The organism is Thioalkalivibrio sp. AKL12, assembly GCF_000377925.1.
GTDB lineage: Bacteria > Pseudomonadota > Gammaproteobacteria > Ectothiorhodospirales > Ectothiorhodospiraceae > Thioalkalivibrio > Thioalkalivibrio versutus.
Genome location: NZ_KB898892.1, coordinates 47,610 through 62,630 on the forward strand (window position 1 = coordinate 47,610; position 15,021 = coordinate 62,630).

The 15,021-nt window shown below is 68.4% G+C and carries 13 protein-coding genes and 1 pseudogene; 7 read left to right on the forward strand and 7 right to left on the reverse strand.

The features are described 5' to 3' along the window. Positions 1–85 precede the first annotated feature (85 nt). The 5 genes and pseudogenes from D579_RS0103895 (at position 86) to D579_RS0103915 (ending at position 3,980) form a co-directional block, all read left to right on the forward strand. Entirely contained in the window at positions 86–499 is a 414-nt protein-coding gene (locus D579_RS0103895) for a rhodanese-like domain-containing protein (protein WP_018146120.1), read from the forward strand. 157 nt (positions 500–656) lie between these two features. After that, positions 657–1,472, forward strand: a complete 816-nt coding sequence (locus tag D579_RS0103900; protein WP_018951172.1) for a GNAT family N-acetyltransferase — start codon at positions 657–659, stop codon at positions 1,470–1,472. A gap of 4 nt (positions 1,473–1,476) precedes the next feature. After that, on the forward strand, positions 1,477–2,217 hold the full coding sequence (locus tag D579_RS0103905; RefSeq protein WP_018951173.1) for a 1-acyl-sn-glycerol-3-phosphate acyltransferase: 741 nt from the start codon (positions 1,477–1,479) through the stop codon (positions 2,215–2,217). Positions 2,218–2,241: 24 nt separating this feature from the next. After that, a pseudogene (locus D579_RS14180) lies at positions 2,242–3,475 on the forward strand (glycosyltransferase family 4 protein). Beyond that, positions 3,450–3,980, forward strand: a complete 531-nt coding sequence (locus D579_RS0103915; RefSeq protein ID WP_026289436.1) for a phosphatase PAP2 family protein — start codon at positions 3,450–3,452, stop codon at positions 3,978–3,980. The pseudogene D579_RS14180 and the gene D579_RS0103915 overlap by 26 nt, the downstream one beginning before the upstream one ends. Positions 3,981–4,265: 285 nt before the next feature. Here D579_RS0103915 and D579_RS0103920 read toward each other — a convergent pair whose 3' ends face one another. From D579_RS0103920 to D579_RS0103950, 7 genes are all read right to left on the reverse strand, one after another. Next, a complete protein-coding gene (locus D579_RS0103920) occupies positions 4,266–4,595 on the reverse strand; it encodes a hypothetical protein (RefSeq protein ID WP_018169389.1) in 330 nt (109 codons plus the stop codon). Positions 4,596–4,665: 70 nt separating this feature from the next. Then, entirely contained in the window at positions 4,666–5,850 is a 1,185-nt protein-coding gene (locus tag D579_RS0103925; RefSeq protein WP_018951176.1) for an alanine--glyoxylate aminotransferase family protein, read from the reverse strand. A gap of 64 nt (positions 5,851–5,914) precedes the next feature. After that, on the reverse strand, positions 5,915–7,180 hold the full coding sequence (glcF, locus tag D579_RS0103930; protein ID WP_018951177.1) for a glycolate oxidase subunit GlcF: 1,266 nt from the start codon (positions 7,178–7,180) through the stop codon (positions 5,915–5,917). A 4-nt stretch (positions 7,181–7,184) separates the two neighbouring features. Continuing rightward, the gene (glcE, locus tag D579_RS0103935) at positions 7,185–8,294 is read right to left on the reverse strand and encodes a glycolate oxidase subunit GlcE (protein WP_018951178.1); all 1,110 of its coding nucleotides are present in this window, start codon (positions 8,292–8,294) and stop codon (positions 7,185–7,187) included. Between the two features lie 23 nt (positions 8,295–8,317). After that, positions 8,318–8,722, reverse strand: a complete 405-nt coding sequence (locus tag D579_RS0103940; protein WP_018146111.1) for a DUF302 domain-containing protein — start codon at positions 8,720–8,722, stop codon at positions 8,318–8,320. Between the two features lie 28 nt (positions 8,723–8,750). Next, a complete protein-coding gene (locus D579_RS0103945) occupies positions 8,751–11,534 on the reverse strand; it encodes a TRAP transporter permease (RefSeq protein WP_018951179.1) in 2,784 nt (927 codons plus the stop codon). Then, positions 11,527–12,534, reverse strand: a complete 1,008-nt coding sequence (locus tag D579_RS0103950) for a TAXI family TRAP transporter solute-binding subunit (RefSeq protein WP_018169394.1) — start codon at positions 12,532–12,534, stop codon at positions 11,527–11,529. Before D579_RS0103950 ends, D579_RS0103945 begins: the two co-directional genes overlap by 8 nt. Before the next feature lie 147 nt (positions 12,535–12,681). On the opposite strand from D579_RS0103950, the gene D579_RS0103955 reads away from it, so the two are divergent. Next, on the forward strand, positions 12,682–13,476 hold the full coding sequence (locus D579_RS0103955; RefSeq protein ID WP_018146108.1) for a transglutaminase family protein: 795 nt from the start codon (positions 12,682–12,684) through the stop codon (positions 13,474–13,476). A 280-nt stretch (positions 13,477–13,756) separates the two neighbouring features. Continuing rightward, positions 13,757–15,016, forward strand: a complete 1,260-nt coding sequence (glyA, locus tag D579_RS0103960) for a serine hydroxymethyltransferase (RefSeq protein WP_018169395.1) — start codon at positions 13,757–13,759, stop codon at positions 15,014–15,016. Positions 15,017–15,021 lie beyond the last annotated feature (5 nt).

A 15,021-nucleotide genomic window follows, 5' to 3' on the forward strand; every position in this document is an offset into this window, starting at 1 on the left:
CGGCATCTGACTCTGGCCGGGGCGTTCGCCTGCAAGCAGGCTCCTGCGGGGGGTAGTCCGATTCATTGCAAAAGGGAATGTTCGAATGAGCGAGAAGAAGCTGATGGATTTCGTCGCCGAGGCGCGGAAGAACGTGAAGGAGATCGCCCCGGCGGATCTTGCCGAGAAGATGGAGAACGGCGAGGACTGGCTGGTGGTGGATGTGCGCGAGCCCTATGAGTTCGAAAAGATGCACGCGCCGAACTCCATCCTGGTTCCGCGTGGCCTGCTGGAGGGTGCGGCCGATCCCAACACCCCGCACCGCATTGATGCGCTGGTGAACGCGCGCGAGAAGCCGGTGGCCGTGATGTGCGCAACCGGCGGCCGTGCCGCGATGTCCGTGCAGCGACTGCAGGACATGGGCTTTACCAACGTGGTGAACATCGCCGGCGGTATCAAGAGCTGGGAAGGCGAGGACCTGCCGGTGGAATCCGGCGCCTACACGGGCCCGCTGCCGTAGCAGGGGCTGGCGGGGCGGGGGCAGGGGCCTCCGCCCCGAACGGTGCCGTCTTCGGGCACGGTTCCGGCGGCGGGTTCATCCGACCGTCATCGTTCCTACACGGGGCGGTCAACCACGCGGCGTAGTCTCCGGGACAGTTCAACCGGAGGTCGCCACCATGAGCGAACCGCAGCTGTCCCCAGCTACACCGATCGCGGCAAACGAAACCGCCTACCGCATCCACCTCGCGTCCAGCCCGTCGGAGCTCGAGGCGGCCCAGCGCCTGCGCCACGAGGTCTTCGCTGGCGAGATGGGGGCTGCGCTTCCGGATGCTGGATCCGGTCTGGACCGGGATCCCCTGGACCCCTTCTGTCATCACCTGCTGGTGCGCGAACGGCGCTCCGGTACGGTGGTTGCCTGCACACGCATCCTCACCGAGGAGAGCGCCAGCACGGCCGGTGGCTTCTACTCGCTGTCCGAATTCGAACTGGGCCCGTTGATGAATCTCCCGGGGAAGACCCTGGAGATCGGCCGCACCTGCGTGCGCGCGGATCATCGTCAGGGGGCCGCGATCAACGCGCTGTGGACCGGCCTGGCGCGGTTCATGAACGCCCATCGTTACGACTACCTGATGGGCTGTGCGAGCCTGCCATTGAGCGAGCAGACGCCGGCCCAGCTGGCCTGGCTACGCCTGTTCCATCGAGCCCCGTCACGTCTGCGGGTGACGCCGCGTCGGCCGCTGCCTAATTCCCTGACCATCTGCCATGGCACACCCAGCCGTACCGGGCTGCCGCCGTTGCTGAAAGCCTACCTTCGCCTGGGTGCCCGGGTCTGCGGCGAGGCCTGTTTCGATCCCGATTTCAATGTGGCCGACGTGCTTGTCCTGCTGGATGTGCGCGCCATGCCGGACCGTTACCATCGGCACTTCATGGGCGCTATGACGCCCGCAAGCCGAGGAACGGAGCATGACCGGAACACTGCGGGCACTGGGTAGGCTGATGCGCATCGTGCTGCACATGCTGGCGGGGGTCTGGCTGACCTGGAGGATGGTCCGCCGGGGGGCCGATTTCGCGGAACGCAGCCGCATCCGCCGCGCCTGGTACGACCGCGCGCTGTGGATCGTGGGGGTGCGGCTCCGGATCCATGGCGAGGAACCCCGGCGTACATCACTGGTGGTGGCCAACCATGTCTCCTGGCTGGATATCCCGCTGATCGGCGCCGCGATGGACACCTGTTTCCTCTCCAAGGCGGAGATCGCACGTTGGCCGATCATCGGCTGGCTCGGTCGTCAGCATGACACCCGCTTTATCGAACGCGGGGCCAATCAGGCGTCGGCCCACTTCGAGGCGATGCGGGCCGGGCTCGACGAGGGCCTGCAGTTCGTGGTGTTCCCGGAAGGCACGACCAGCCGCGGCGAGTTCGTACGCCGGTTTCATCCGCGACTGTTTGCGGCCGTGGCCGGCACCCAGCATCCGGTGCAGCCGGTGGCGCTGGCCTACGAAGGCATGCCGAACGGCCCGGTGCCGGTGTCCTACGCGGAAGACGATCGCCTGATCTCGAATGTCTGGAAGCTGTTGTGTCGGCGCGAGACGCACGTGGACCTGCATCTTCTGGCCCCGCTGGAATCCGCCAACCAGGATCGGCGCAGTCTGGCCGACGGCGCCCGCAGCGCCATTGTCGATGTGCTCGGCCTGCCGGTCGATCCGCCTTCGGGGCGCGCAAGCGCCCGCGCCTCGTAGCGGCGGGCGGGGAGGGGGTTCACCATGTCGTCGCCGCTACACACGGAATCCCGCCGCCCCTCCCGCCCATGTCTGAACCTGGCCCTGGTGACCGAGACCTGGCCACCGGAGGTCAATGGTGTGGCCCATACCCTCGCGCGCCTGGTTGAGGGGATGCGCAGCCGCGGCCATCGCGTGCAGGTGCTGCGTCCGTGCCAGCCGGGCGAATCGAAGGCCGTCGTCGTGGCCCCGCTGGAGACGGACGGTTTAATGGAGGAGCGGCCACTGCCGGGGTTGCCGCTTCCGGGCTACAGCGGTTTGCGCATGGGATTGCCGGCTCGTCGGCGCTTGACGGCGCTGTGGACCGAACACCGGCCCGACGCTGTGTATGTCGCGACCGAAGGGCCGCTTGGCCACTCGGCCCTGCGCGCGGCACGGCGCCTCGGGATCCCCGTCGCCTCGGGGTTTCACACCCATTTCGATGGCTATGCCCGCTACTACGGCGTGGGCTGGCTGACACCCCTGGTGCGGGCCGTCCTGCGCCTTTTCCACAATCGCTGCGACGTAACCCTGGCCCCCACGCAGGCACTGGCCACAAGCCTTGCAGGCCATGGCTTCGAGCGCGTGCGGGTGATGGCGCGCGGCGTGGATACCCGGCACTTCACGCCGGCACGGCGATCCTCGCGCCTGCGTCGGCAATGGGGGCCCGGGCCGGTGGTCCTGTGCGTCGGCGCGACTGGCGCCAGAGAAGAATCTGGGGCTGGTGGTGGAAGCCTTCCGAACATTGCAGGAGCGCCTGCCCGACGCCCGCCTGGTGCTGGTGGGGGACGGACCCTCCCGTGTGGCGCTTGAGCGGGCACACCCGGACCTGATCTTTACCGGGCAGCAGGTGGGGCAGGCCCTGGCCCAGCACTACGCCAGCGCCGACCTGTTCCTGTTCCCATCCACCTCCGAGACCTTCGGCAACGTGGTGATCGAGGCCATGGCCAGCGGGCTCCCGGTGCTGGCCTTCGATACTGCGGCGGCGCATGAGCACGTGATCAGCGGCGTGAGCGGCGCCCGGGTGCGCTTTACCGGCGATGTGACGGCGGATGCCGCAGCCTTTGTCACGGCGGCTGCGGAACTCGCACAGACCCCGGAGGGGTGGAGCGAGATGGGGCGCCACGCCCGGGCGTGCGCCCGGGGCGTTGATTGGGTCGAGGTGGTCGCCGAGTTCGAAACGGTTTGTCTGGAACTGCTAGGAGAGGCGCGCGATGCGAGTCCTGCACTGGATGGATGAGTTCGAGCTGGCGGTCTGCCAGCGGTTCAATCACTACAATCGCCGTCGCGCCGTCAGCGGGTTCTTCGGCTGGATCAGCCGCCTGGGCGATGGGGCCATCTGGTATGCGCTGATGCTTGCCCTGCCACTGATCCATGGGCCGCAGGCGGCCTGGGTCAGTCTGCAGATGGCGGTAGTGGGGCTGGCCTCGCTGCCGCTCTACAAGTGGCTGAAGCGGCGCACCAGCCGGCGTCGTCCCTGCCATCGTGGTCGTCCGTTCGCGCGCACCGTGGATCCGCTGGACGAGTTCAGTTTCCCCTCCGGCCATACGATGCACGCGGTGGGGTTTACGTTGATCCTGGTGGCCTGGTTCCCGGTGTGGGCGTGGCTGGTCGTGCCGTTCGCGGTGCTGGTGGCCGCCTCGCGGCTGGTGCTGGCCCTGCACTACCCGAGCGATGTCGCCATGGGCGCCTTGATCGGCGCAACGGTGGCTGCGACCGTTCTTGGACTGGTCAGCCTGCTCTGACAGCCGAACCTGCGTCACCCACTTTGTAATCCCGGAAACCGCGCCGCGGTTATCCGGGATCTGGTTGAACGGCCCGGGGCGTTCCCGGAGATCCCGGCTCTCCGCTTCGCTGCGGCCGGGATGACGGGGAGAGGTTTGCTCCGGCCGGGGGGCGGTGACAGCTTCGCTCCGGCCGGGATGACGAGGAGGGCTTCACTCCGGCCGGGATGGCGGGGCGTTCAGGCCTTTCCGGGGTGATGGCCCACGGAATGCCCCGCCGGCTGTGTCCGGAGGCAGGGCGCGGCGTTAGCCGCGCAGGGCGAGCGCTTCCTCGTTGTAGGCGGCGTCGATGGTGACGATGGTCTTTTCCACCAGGCGGAAGCCCTCGACCGGGGCGTCGTCGCCCATGTACTTCAGGCGGGTCGGGCCGATGGACTTGACCGCCTCGGCCCGTTCCATGGTGGCGTCCGGGCTGTCGGAACCGGCGCCGTCCATCAGGGCGACCAGGACCTCGGCCGCGATGGGGTTGCGGTGGTCTCCGCTGCGCGCCTTTTCCAGTGACGCGGCGGGGTCGCCGTCCAGGAACACGCCGTCCATGTGTTCGTCCAGATACTGCAGCAGTTGACTTAGCGTCATGGTGTAGGTCTCCCGTTGGGTCTCGAAGCGCCGTCATCGCTCGCAGGCGATGACGGCGGCCGGTAATGGTTCAGCCTTGCTGCGCGTAGGTGGCGCGGGCGGCGGACAGCGCACGGCCAGGGGTGACCGCGCCCATGTCGGCCAGCACGGCCTCCAGCGCAGACAGGCACAGCAGCACGTTCTTCTCGTTGGCGCCATGGCCCATCAGGCCGATGCGCCAGACCTTGCCCGCGTACGGGCCGAGTCCCGCGCCGATCTCCAGGCCGTAGCGGTTCAGTAGTTCGCCACGTACCGCGGCCTCGTCGACACCTTCCGGCACGTGAATGGTGTTCAGCTGCGGCAGGCGATGCTCGGCGTCCACCAGGAAGCTCAGGCCCATGGCCTCGAGTCCGGCGCGCAGGGCGTCGTGATGACGGTTGTGGCGCGACCAACTGTTCTCCAGGCCCTCTTCGGCCAGGATCACCAGCGATTCGTGCAGGGCGTACAGGGCGTTGATCGGCGCGGTGTGGTGGTAGGCACGCTTGCCGCCGCCGCCCCAGTAGCCCATGACCAGGTTGAGGTCGAGAAACCAGCTCTGCACCTTGTGGCTGCGTGCCTGGATGCGTTCCACCGCGCGTTCGCTAAAGCTGACCGGCGACAGGCCCGGGGTGCAGGACAGGCACTTCTGCGAGCCGGAGTAGATCGCGTCCACGCCCCAGTCGTCCACGTACAGCGGGCTGCCGGCGAGGCCGGTGACCGAGTCGACGATGCTCAGGCAGTCATGCTCGCGGGCCAGGCGGCACAGCGTCTCGACATCCGAGCGCGCCCCGGTCGAGGTCTCGGCGTGCACGAAGGCCAGGATTTTCGCGTCCGGGTTGCCCTTCAGCGCGTCCTCGACCTTCTGCGGGGAGACCGGGGCGCCCCAGTCGTCCTCGACCAGGACGGCGGTACCGCCGCAGCGCTCGACGTTCTCCTTCATGCGGGTGCCGAACACGCCGTTGATGCAGACGATGACCTTGTCACCTGGCTCGACCAGGTTCACGAAGCAGGTCTCCATGCCGGCGGAACCGGGGGCGGAGACCGGCAGGGTCAGGGCGTTGTTGGTCTGGAAGGCGTACTGCAGCAGGCCCTTCATCTCCTCCATCATGCCGACAAACACCGGGTCCAGATGGCCGATGATCGGGCGGCTCATCGCGGCGAGCACGCGCGGATTCACGTCGGAGGGGCCGGGGCCCATCAGGGTGCGCTGCGGGGGGAGAAAGGATTTTGCCTGCATGGATGCGTCTACCGGATTGGAAAAGGGGGAATCTAGAGTGCTGTCGGGGCTTGGGCAAGCGCCCCTACGCACCGGCGGGAGTTGCGCCGCAGTGGCGTTCGAGCAGTGTGAGCCAGTGCTCGACCGGCGTATCGGTCCCGTACTGCAGGTGCGTCTGGCAGCCGATGTTGGCGGTCACGATGCGCGCGGGGCCGCTGGCCTCGAGGTTGTCCAGCTTGCGCTGGCGCAGACGGCCCGCCATCGCCGGCTGGAGAATGGAATAGGTTCCGGCCGAGCCGCAGCACAGATGCGGCTCGGCGACCGGCACCAGGTGGAAGCCGGCGGCCTGCAGTAGCGGTTCCACGCGGCCGGCCAGGCCCTGGCCATGTTGCAGGGTGCAGGGGGCATGCCAGGCGACGGGCGGGTGATCTGCCGGCGCCCGGATGCCGAGGCCGCGGATGGTCTGGATATCGAACAGCTCGACCGGGTCGCGGACCTGCGCCGTGAAGCGGGCGGCGCGTGCAGCATACGTCGGGTCGTCGGCCAGGATGTGCGCGTAGTCGCGCAGCATCACGCCGCAGCCGCTGGCGGTGCTGACGACGGCGTCCACCCCGTCCGCAAGAATCGACTCCCAGGCGTCGAGGTTGGCCCGGACCCGCTCGCGGGTGCGCTCCGCGAACGCCAGGTGGTGTTCCACCGCGCCGCAGCAGCGGGCCTCGCCGGCCTCGACCACCTCGATGCCAAGGCGCCCGAGCAGGCCCCGGAGTGCGGCGTTGATGCGGGCGTCGATCGCATCGTGCACGCAGCCGCCGAGCAGCAGCACGCGCCCGTGGGGAAAGCCCGCCGGAGTCGCCGCGCCAATGCGGGTTGCACCGGCCCGGGCACCGTGGCGTGCGGGCACGCGGCGCTTCAGGGTGGCGGGCAGCAGTGGGCGGGCCAGGCGGCCGAGCCCCAGGGCGAGACGGAACGGCCAGCGCGCCGGCAGCGCGCGGACCAGCAGGGTGCGCAGCAGCCGGTCGCGCCAGCCGCGCGGGAGGTCTTCCTCGATCACCTCCCGGCCAAAGGCGACCAGGTGGTTGTAATCGACCCCGGAGGGGCAGGTGGTCATGCAGTTGAGACAGGTCAGGCAGCGGTCCAGGTGGGTGCGGGTGGTGGTATTGGCCTCGCCGCTCTCCAGGACCTGCTTGATCTGGTAGATGCGTCCGCGCGGGCCGTCCAGCTCGTCACCCTGTTCCTGATAGGTGGGGCAAGTCGCGTTGCAGAAGCCACAGTGCACGCAGGCACGCAGGGCGTCTTCGGCGATGCGCGCCGCCGGATCATTCTCGAAGCGCGGGTGCAGGCGAGTTTCCATGGCCTCAGCTCGCCGGCACGGTGCGTGGATGAGGGGTGATCAGCGGGGCGAAGAACACGCCGTCAGGGTCCAGGGCGGCGCGGACCTCGCCCTCCAGGCGCGCATGGGCCGGTGCGCGGGGGTGCAGCCAGGCCGCCCCGGCCGGATCGCCGGACCACAGGCGGGCGTGTCCGCCCGCTTGCTCGGTGGCAGCGCGCACTGCGTCCGGGGTGGCCGTGGAGCGCAGCCAGCGCTCGCCGCCGCCCCAGTTGAGCAGCCATTCGCCGGGCAGATCCAGCGGCGGGGTGGCGGGCGGCAGGCTCAGACGCCACAGGCGCTCGCCGCGGGCCATGGGTCGGGTGAGGAAGGGCAGGTGCCGATCGCGCAGTTGCGCCCAGAAGGCCGGGCCGTCGATATCCGGTGCCGCGCCCAGGCGCTCGGCGGCCTCCTGCACGGCCTCCTGGCCACCGCCCAGGCGGATGTGGCCGATACCGTCAGCCCAGGCCAGGCCCGAGAACGGCAGGGCGGTTCGGCCCCAGTCGCGCGCCTGCTCGATGAAGGCCGCGGCGGAGCTCTCCTGGCGCAGCCAGGCCTGGTAGGCGGGGGCGGGCAGCAGCTTGAAGCTGACCTCCAGCAGCAGGCCCAGGCTGCCGAGGCTGCCGGCCATCAGCCGCGAGACGTCGAAGCCGGCGACGTTCTTCATCACTTCGCCGCCGAAGCGCAGGATCTCGCCGCGACCGTTGACGATGCGGGTGCCAAGCACGGCGTCGCGCAGGCTGGCGGTCCAGGGGCGGCGGGCGCCGGACAGGCCCAGGGCCACCATGCCTCCCACGGTGCTGGACGGCGTGGGCATGGCCGGTTCGAAGGGCAGCATCATGTCCACCTCTTCCAGCGCGGCCTGCAGTTCCATCACCGGCGTGCCGGCGCGCACGGTCACCACCAGCTCGCTGGGTGCGAGGTTGACGATGCCGTGATGGCCGCTGGCCTCCAGTGGCTGGACATCCGGTTCGAAGCCCGTGGGGAAGGCACGCGCGCGCTGACTGCCGCCGCCGGCGATCGCCAGGCGGTGCCCGGCGGCGACGGCCGTTCGGATGCGCTCGGCCAGCCCGGCGGACTGGTCGGTTCCAGTATCCATAGGTGCGCTCGCGAAGCTGGGGGCTAGCCGGTCTCGAGGGTCAGGCGCACGCGCTCCAGACGATGGCGTACCTCGCCGGCCAGGTCTTCGACACCGGGTTTGTCGACCAGACCCATGACCGCGACCGGGTCCATGAAGCCGACCGTGCAGGTGCCGTTCTCGTTGTCCTGCACCAGCACGTTGCAGGGCAGCAGAAGGCCGATGTTGGGGTCGGCCTCGACGGCCTGGCGTGCAAGGTTCGGGTTGCAGGCGCCGAGGATGCGGTAGGGGCGATGCTCCAGATCCAGTTTCTTCTTGAAGGCCGCAGCGACGTCGATATCGCTGAGGATGCCGAAGCCCTCCTCGCCGAGGGCGGCCGTGGTCTGCGCGATCACGTCCTCGATGCCGCCCTTCACGATGACATTGAAGCCGTAGTTGGGTTGTTCCATTGCGGTGTACTCCGATTGCGGTTCGTGGTTACGCCGAAAGGGCGGGGGTGTCGGCGGAAGGGCCGCGCCCCGGCGGTTCCGCGCGTCGGCGCTGATTCCAGACTACCAGCAGTCCCAGCGCCAGGGCCGGAAGGTAGAACCAGTATGGGCTGGGGCGCTCGGTCGGCACCAGTACGCCGGTGATGGTCCAGCCACCCTCCAACCCTACGCGGCCGGCCGGGCTGCCGAAAGCGACCGTCTGGATCTGTGCTTTCTGGTCGTCCGGGTCGAAGCGGACGTCCAGCCCGGCGTCGGCCAGACGCTCGCGCGGGGCCAGGTCGGGGTCGCCCAGGGGGAACATCACCGTGCGGGTGATCTCGCGGCCCTCCAGGTCGATGCCGGTGGCCTCCAGGCGCAGCGAGTCGCGGTCCGGGATGGTCTCGACGACCTCGAGCAGGGTCTCCGCCGGCTGGTGCTGATAGGGAGCCGCGATGCGGTCCATCAGCACGGTCGGGACCAGCAGCACGAAGGCGACTGCCATCAACGCGGCGGACTCCCAGTAGCGGCTGCGGGTCAGGAACCAGCCCTGGGTGGCCGCGGTAAAGGCGAGGATGCCGGCCAGCGAGCCGAGGAAGACCAGCGCCAGCTGGAACACGTTGTCCACCCCGATCAACAGCAACTGGCTGTTGAAGATGAAGAAGAACGGCAACGCGATGGTGCGCAGGCTGTAGGCGAAGGCCTGGATCCCGGTGCGGATCGGGTCGGCCTTGGCGATCGCCGCGCCGGCAAAAGAGGCCAGGCCCACCGGTGGCGTCACGTCGGCCATGATGCCGAAATAGAACACGAACAGGTGGGCCGCGATCAGCGGGATCAGGATGTCGTGCTGCGCGCCCAGATCGACGATGATCGGGGCCATCAGGGTCGCCACAATGATGTAGTTCGCGGTGGTCGGCAGGCCCAGGCCAAGGACCAGGCTGATCACTGCGGTCAGTACCAGCACCAGCAGCAGGTTGCCGCCGGACAGGGTATCGACCAGGTCGGTCAGCACCAGCCCGACGCCGGTCATCGCGACCGTGCCGACGATGATCCCGGCCGCGGCGGTGGCCAGGCCGATACCGATCATGTTGCGCGCGCCGGTCTCGAAGCCCTGGAACAGTTCCCAGACCCCGACCCACGCGGCTTGCAGGAGACGCCCCTGGCGCCGGAACAGGGCCACCAGCGGGCGCTGGGTCAGCACGATGAAGATCATGAATGCCACCGCCCAGAACGCCGCCAGCCCCGGCGACAGGCGTTCGACCACCAACGCCCAGACCAGCACCACCAGCGGCAGCAGGTAGTGCAGCCCGCTCAGGACCGTGGGGGCGACCCGCGGCAGCGGGCGTTCGGTATCCAGGGCCTCCGGGTCCGGCTCGCGCGCGACGATCCAGACCAGTACCAGGTAGGTGGCGAACAACAGGCCGGCGATGATCCAGGCCGCGGCATCCCCGGCGACGATCTTGATCCAGCCCAGACCCCAGTACACCGCACCCGCCAGGATAATCAGGCTGGCCACGGTCAGGGCGAAGCTGATCAGGCGCCCGCGCCAGGTCGTCACGGTGGCGCGCTGGAGGCCCTCCATGCCGTTCTTGCAGGCCTCCAGGTGGACGATGTAGATCAGCGCGATATAGGCGATCAGCGCCGGCAGGATGGCGTGCTTGAGCACCTCGACATAGGGGATGCCGACGTACTCGACCATCAGGAACGCGGCGGCGCCCATCACGGGCGGCATCAGCTGCCCGTTGACCGAGCTGGCAACCTCCACGGCCCCGGCCTTGTGCGGGGCGAAGCCGACCCGTTTCATCAGCGGAACCGTGAAGGTGCCGGTAGTGACCACGTTGGCGATCGACGAGCCGGAGACCACGCCGGTCATTCCGGAGGCCAGCACCGCCGCCTTGGCCGGGCCGCCACGCAGGTGCCCGAGCAGGGCGAAGGCGACGCGGATGAAGTAGTCACCGGCCCCGGCGCGCTCCAGCAATGCGCCGAACAGCACGAACAGGAACACGAAGCTGGTGGAGACCCCCAGCGCGATGCCGAACACCCCCTCGTTGGACAGCCATTGCTGAGCCATCGCGCGCGGGTAGCTGGCGCCGCGATGGGCGATCAGGTCCGGCATCAGCGGCCCGGCGAAGGTATAGAACAGGAAGATCGCGGCGATGATGGTCAGCGCCGGGCCGAGCACCCGGCGGGTCGCCTCGAGCAGCAGGATCAGGCCGATCCCGGCCATGATCAGGTCCAGCTCGGTGGGGGCGCCGGGACGTGCCGCCAGGGCCTCGTGGAACAGGTAGAGGTACAGGGCACTGAAGGCCGCGACCGCGGCGAACACCCAGTCCCCCAGCGGCACGCGATGCACGGGGTCGTTCCCACGCAGCAGCGGCCAGGCCACGGCGACCAGGGCGATGCCGAGCGCCAGGTAGACCTCGCCCAGGCGTTCCAGGCCGAGGAACTGCCACAGCCCCAGTGCGATCAGGGCCAGCCCACCCAGGGCATAGAGGATGCCGATGGCGTGTTGCCAGCCCTTGCCGCGGGCGGTGGCGCGGACCGCCGGGAACAGCAGATAGCCGAGGAAGATCGCGAACGCCAGGTGGATCGAGCGGGCCTCGGTCTCGGAGACGACGAAGATGTCGACCCAGTCTGCGATTGGCGAGGCGATCCAGATCTGGAACAGCGACCAGGCCACGGCGGTGAGCCAGATCAGGCTGCGGGTGGCGCGGCCCGGGTGGCGGCCGCCGGTCTCCAGTTCGGCGACCTGGCGGTCATCCGGGGCGGCTGGGTCCTGGGGTCGAGTCTCAGTCATCGATCAGTCCTGCCTCGCGGAAATAGCGCTGTGCGCCGGGGTGCATGGGGGCGGACAGGCCCTCGTCCACCATGCCCTCGCGTTCGAGACCGCTGAACGCCGGGTGCAGGCCGCGGAAGGTCTCGAAGTTGTCGAACACGGCGCGGGTCAGCTCGTAGGCAGCCGTGTTCGAGGTGCGGTCCGAGGTGACCAGGGTCGCGCCCACGCCGTAGGTGCGGATGTCCTGATCCTGCCCCGGGTAGGTATCGGCGGGGATCACGGCCGTGAGGTAATAGGGCGTCGAGCGGATCAGCTCCTCGATCGCCGGGCCCTCGATGGACACCAGGCGGGCGTCGCAGGTGGCGATGGGCTCCTGGATCGCAGCCGACGGATGCCCGACCGAGAAGACGAAGGCGTCGATCCGGTTGTCGCACAGCGCCTGCGCCTGCTCGCGCGAGGGCAGTTCGCCGACGCGGCGGAAGGTGTCGTGGTCCCAGCCGAGCTTCGCCATCAGCTCTTCCATCAGGGTGCGCTGGCCGGAGCCGGGATTGCCGATGTTCACCCGCTTGCCCGGCAGGTCGTCCAGGCCCTGGATGTCCGCATCCGGGCGGACCACCAGGGTCAGTGGCTCGGGGTGCAGGCTGAACATCGCCCGCAGGTGGTCGGCGGGCCCGAAGGCCTCGAAGCGGCCGCTGCCATGATAGGCGTGGTACTGGAGATCCGACTGGGCCACGCCGAAGTCCATGTCGCCGGAACGCACCATGTTCAGGTTGAATACCGAACCGCCCGTGCTCTCCGCGGTGCAGCGCATCCCGTGGCTGTCGCGGCGGGTGTTGAACAGCCGGCACAGGTGCTGGCCGGCCGGGTAGTACACACCGGTGACGCCGCCGGTGCCGATGTTGATGAAGCGTTGTTCCGCCTGGGCCAGGGGTGCGAGCAGCAACAGGCCGAGGGCAAGCAGCCCACCGGTCAGGTGCCGGGTGCGGCGTCTCGCGGTGCGGTGGTCGGGTCGTCCTCGCATACGGGCTCCGGGGAACAGGCGATTTCGGAAGTGTAGGGAATCGCGGGCCAATGTACACGGTCGCAGCCGGCTGCCAGGGCCACCTACGTGTAGCCCCGCCGCCGGGCAGGGCGTAGTGTAGGAGGTTCACCCCAAGAGGCCCCGTTCATGTGGCTCGAGACCCGTTGTGACTTCGAGTTCGAGATCGTCGAACCCACGCCGTTTGTGCTGATGCTGCGACCGCGCAGTGGCCCGCTGCAATGGGTCGCGCGCGAGGAATATCGCCTGGTGCCGACGGCGCCGGTGTCCGAGTTCGTCGACATCTACGGCAACCTCTGCCAGCGCCTGATCGCGCCGCCAGGGACGTTCTCCATCCATACCGCGGCGGAGGTGCAGACGGCCGAGGCCCTCGACCGGGCCCCGGGCGCACCGTTTGTCGAGGTGCAGTCCCTGCCGGATGCCGTACTGAGTTATCTCCTGCCGAGCCGGTTCTGCGAATCGGATCGCTTCAACCTGATGGCGACCGAAATCACTGCCGGCCAGTGGCTGGGTTACGACCAGGTGGCGGCCATCGAGCAGTGGCTGCGCGAGCGCATCGAATATCTCCCGGGGACCAGCGATATCCCGATCTCGGCCGCGGAGGTGAATCAGCGCGGGAGCGGGGTGTGTCGCGACCTGGCGCATCTCGGGATTGCACTGTGCCGCAGTCTCAGTATCCCGGCGCGCATGGTGGTCGGGTACCTGCACGGCCTGCAGCCGATGGACATGCATGCCTGGTTCGAGGCCTTCGTCGGGGGGCGCTGGTACACCTTTGATGCGACCCAGGCCGAGTTGCGGGGTGGCTACGTGGTCGTGGGCTACGGCCGTGATGCGGCCGATGTGGCGGTCTATAACCAGTTCGGCCTGCCGGTATACCCGACCCGCCACGACGTCGACGTCCGTCGAATCGAAGGGCCGAACTAAGGCGTTGGAGCGAGCGCACGCGGCCCGTTTTCCGGATGAGCGGAAGGGGTTTGTGCCTCTGGTCTTCCCGGGGTGCGGCCGGGCATCAAAGTGCCTGATCGGACTTGCGAAACACCGGTCTTGGAAGGGGGCTCGGTGGTCCGCAGCGGCCGTGTCGGGAGACGTCCGGCCTGAAAAGAAGGGCTGGATGGCGTATGATTGGCGGCCTTTTTGCGGCAGCGCCCCAAGTAGCTGGCGCGCCGAAATCCGCTGAATCCAACGCTTTGAACGGGAGACCCTAATGTTTTCGATCGACATGAGTATCCACGGCTACGATGATGACCTCTGGAATGCCATCCGCGACGAGTCGCAGCGTCAGGAAGAGCACATCGAGCTGATCGCGTCGGAAAACTACACCAGCCCGCGCGTGATGGAAGCGCAGGGTTCGGTGCTGACCAACAAGTACGCCGAGGGCTACCCGGGCAAGCGCTACTATGGCGGTTGCGAGCACGTCGACGTGGTTGAGCAGCTGGCGATCGATCGCCTCAAGCAGCTCTACGGTGCCGACTACGCCAACGTGCAGCCGCATTCCGGCTCCCAGGCCAACGCCGCGGTGTACATGGCCCTGCTGCAGCCGCATGACACCGTCCTGGGCATGAGCCTGGACGCCGGTGGCCACCTGACCCACGGTGCCAAGCCGAACTTCTCCGGCAAGATCTACAACGCGGTGCAGTACGGCATCACCGACGAGGGCCTGATCGACTACGACGAGGTCCAGCGCCTGGCCACCGAGCACCAGCCGAAGATGATCGTCGCCGGCTTTTCCGCCTATTCGCGCGTGGTCGACTGGAAGCGCTTCCGCGAGATCGCGGATAGCGTCGGTGCCTACCTGATGGTCGACATGGCCCACGTCTCCGGCCTGATCGCTGCCGGCGAGTACCCCAACCCGATCGACCACGCCCATGTGGTCACCTCCACCACGCACAAGTCCCTGCGCGGGCCGCGTGGCGGCTTCATCATCTCCAAGGGGCAGCCGGAACTGAACAAGAAGTTCCAGTCGCTAATCTTCCCGGGCACCCAGGGTGGTCCGCTGATGCACGTGATCGCCGGCAAGGCGGTAGCGTTCAAGGAGGCCCTGGAGCCGGAGTTCAAGACCTACCAGAAGCAGGTGATCGCCAACGCCCGCGCGATGGCCGAGGTGCTGGTGGAGCGTGGCTTCGATATCGTCTCCGGCGGTACCGACAACCACCTGTTCCTGCTGAGCTTGGTCGCCAAGGGCATGACCGGCAAGGCTGCGGATGCCGCGCTGGGCCGCGCCAACATCACGGTCAACAAGAACGCCGTTCCGAACGATCCGCAGTCCCCGTTCGTGACCTCCGGCATTCGCATCGGCACCGCCGCGCTGACCACTCGCGGCTTCACCGAGTCCGAGTCCCGCGAGCTGGCCGGCTGGATCGCCGACGTGCTGGATGATCACGAGAACGAGCAGGTGATCGACGCGACCCGCGAGAAGGTCCTCGAGATCTGCCGTCGCTTCCCGGTGTACGGGCACGGCGAATAACCACC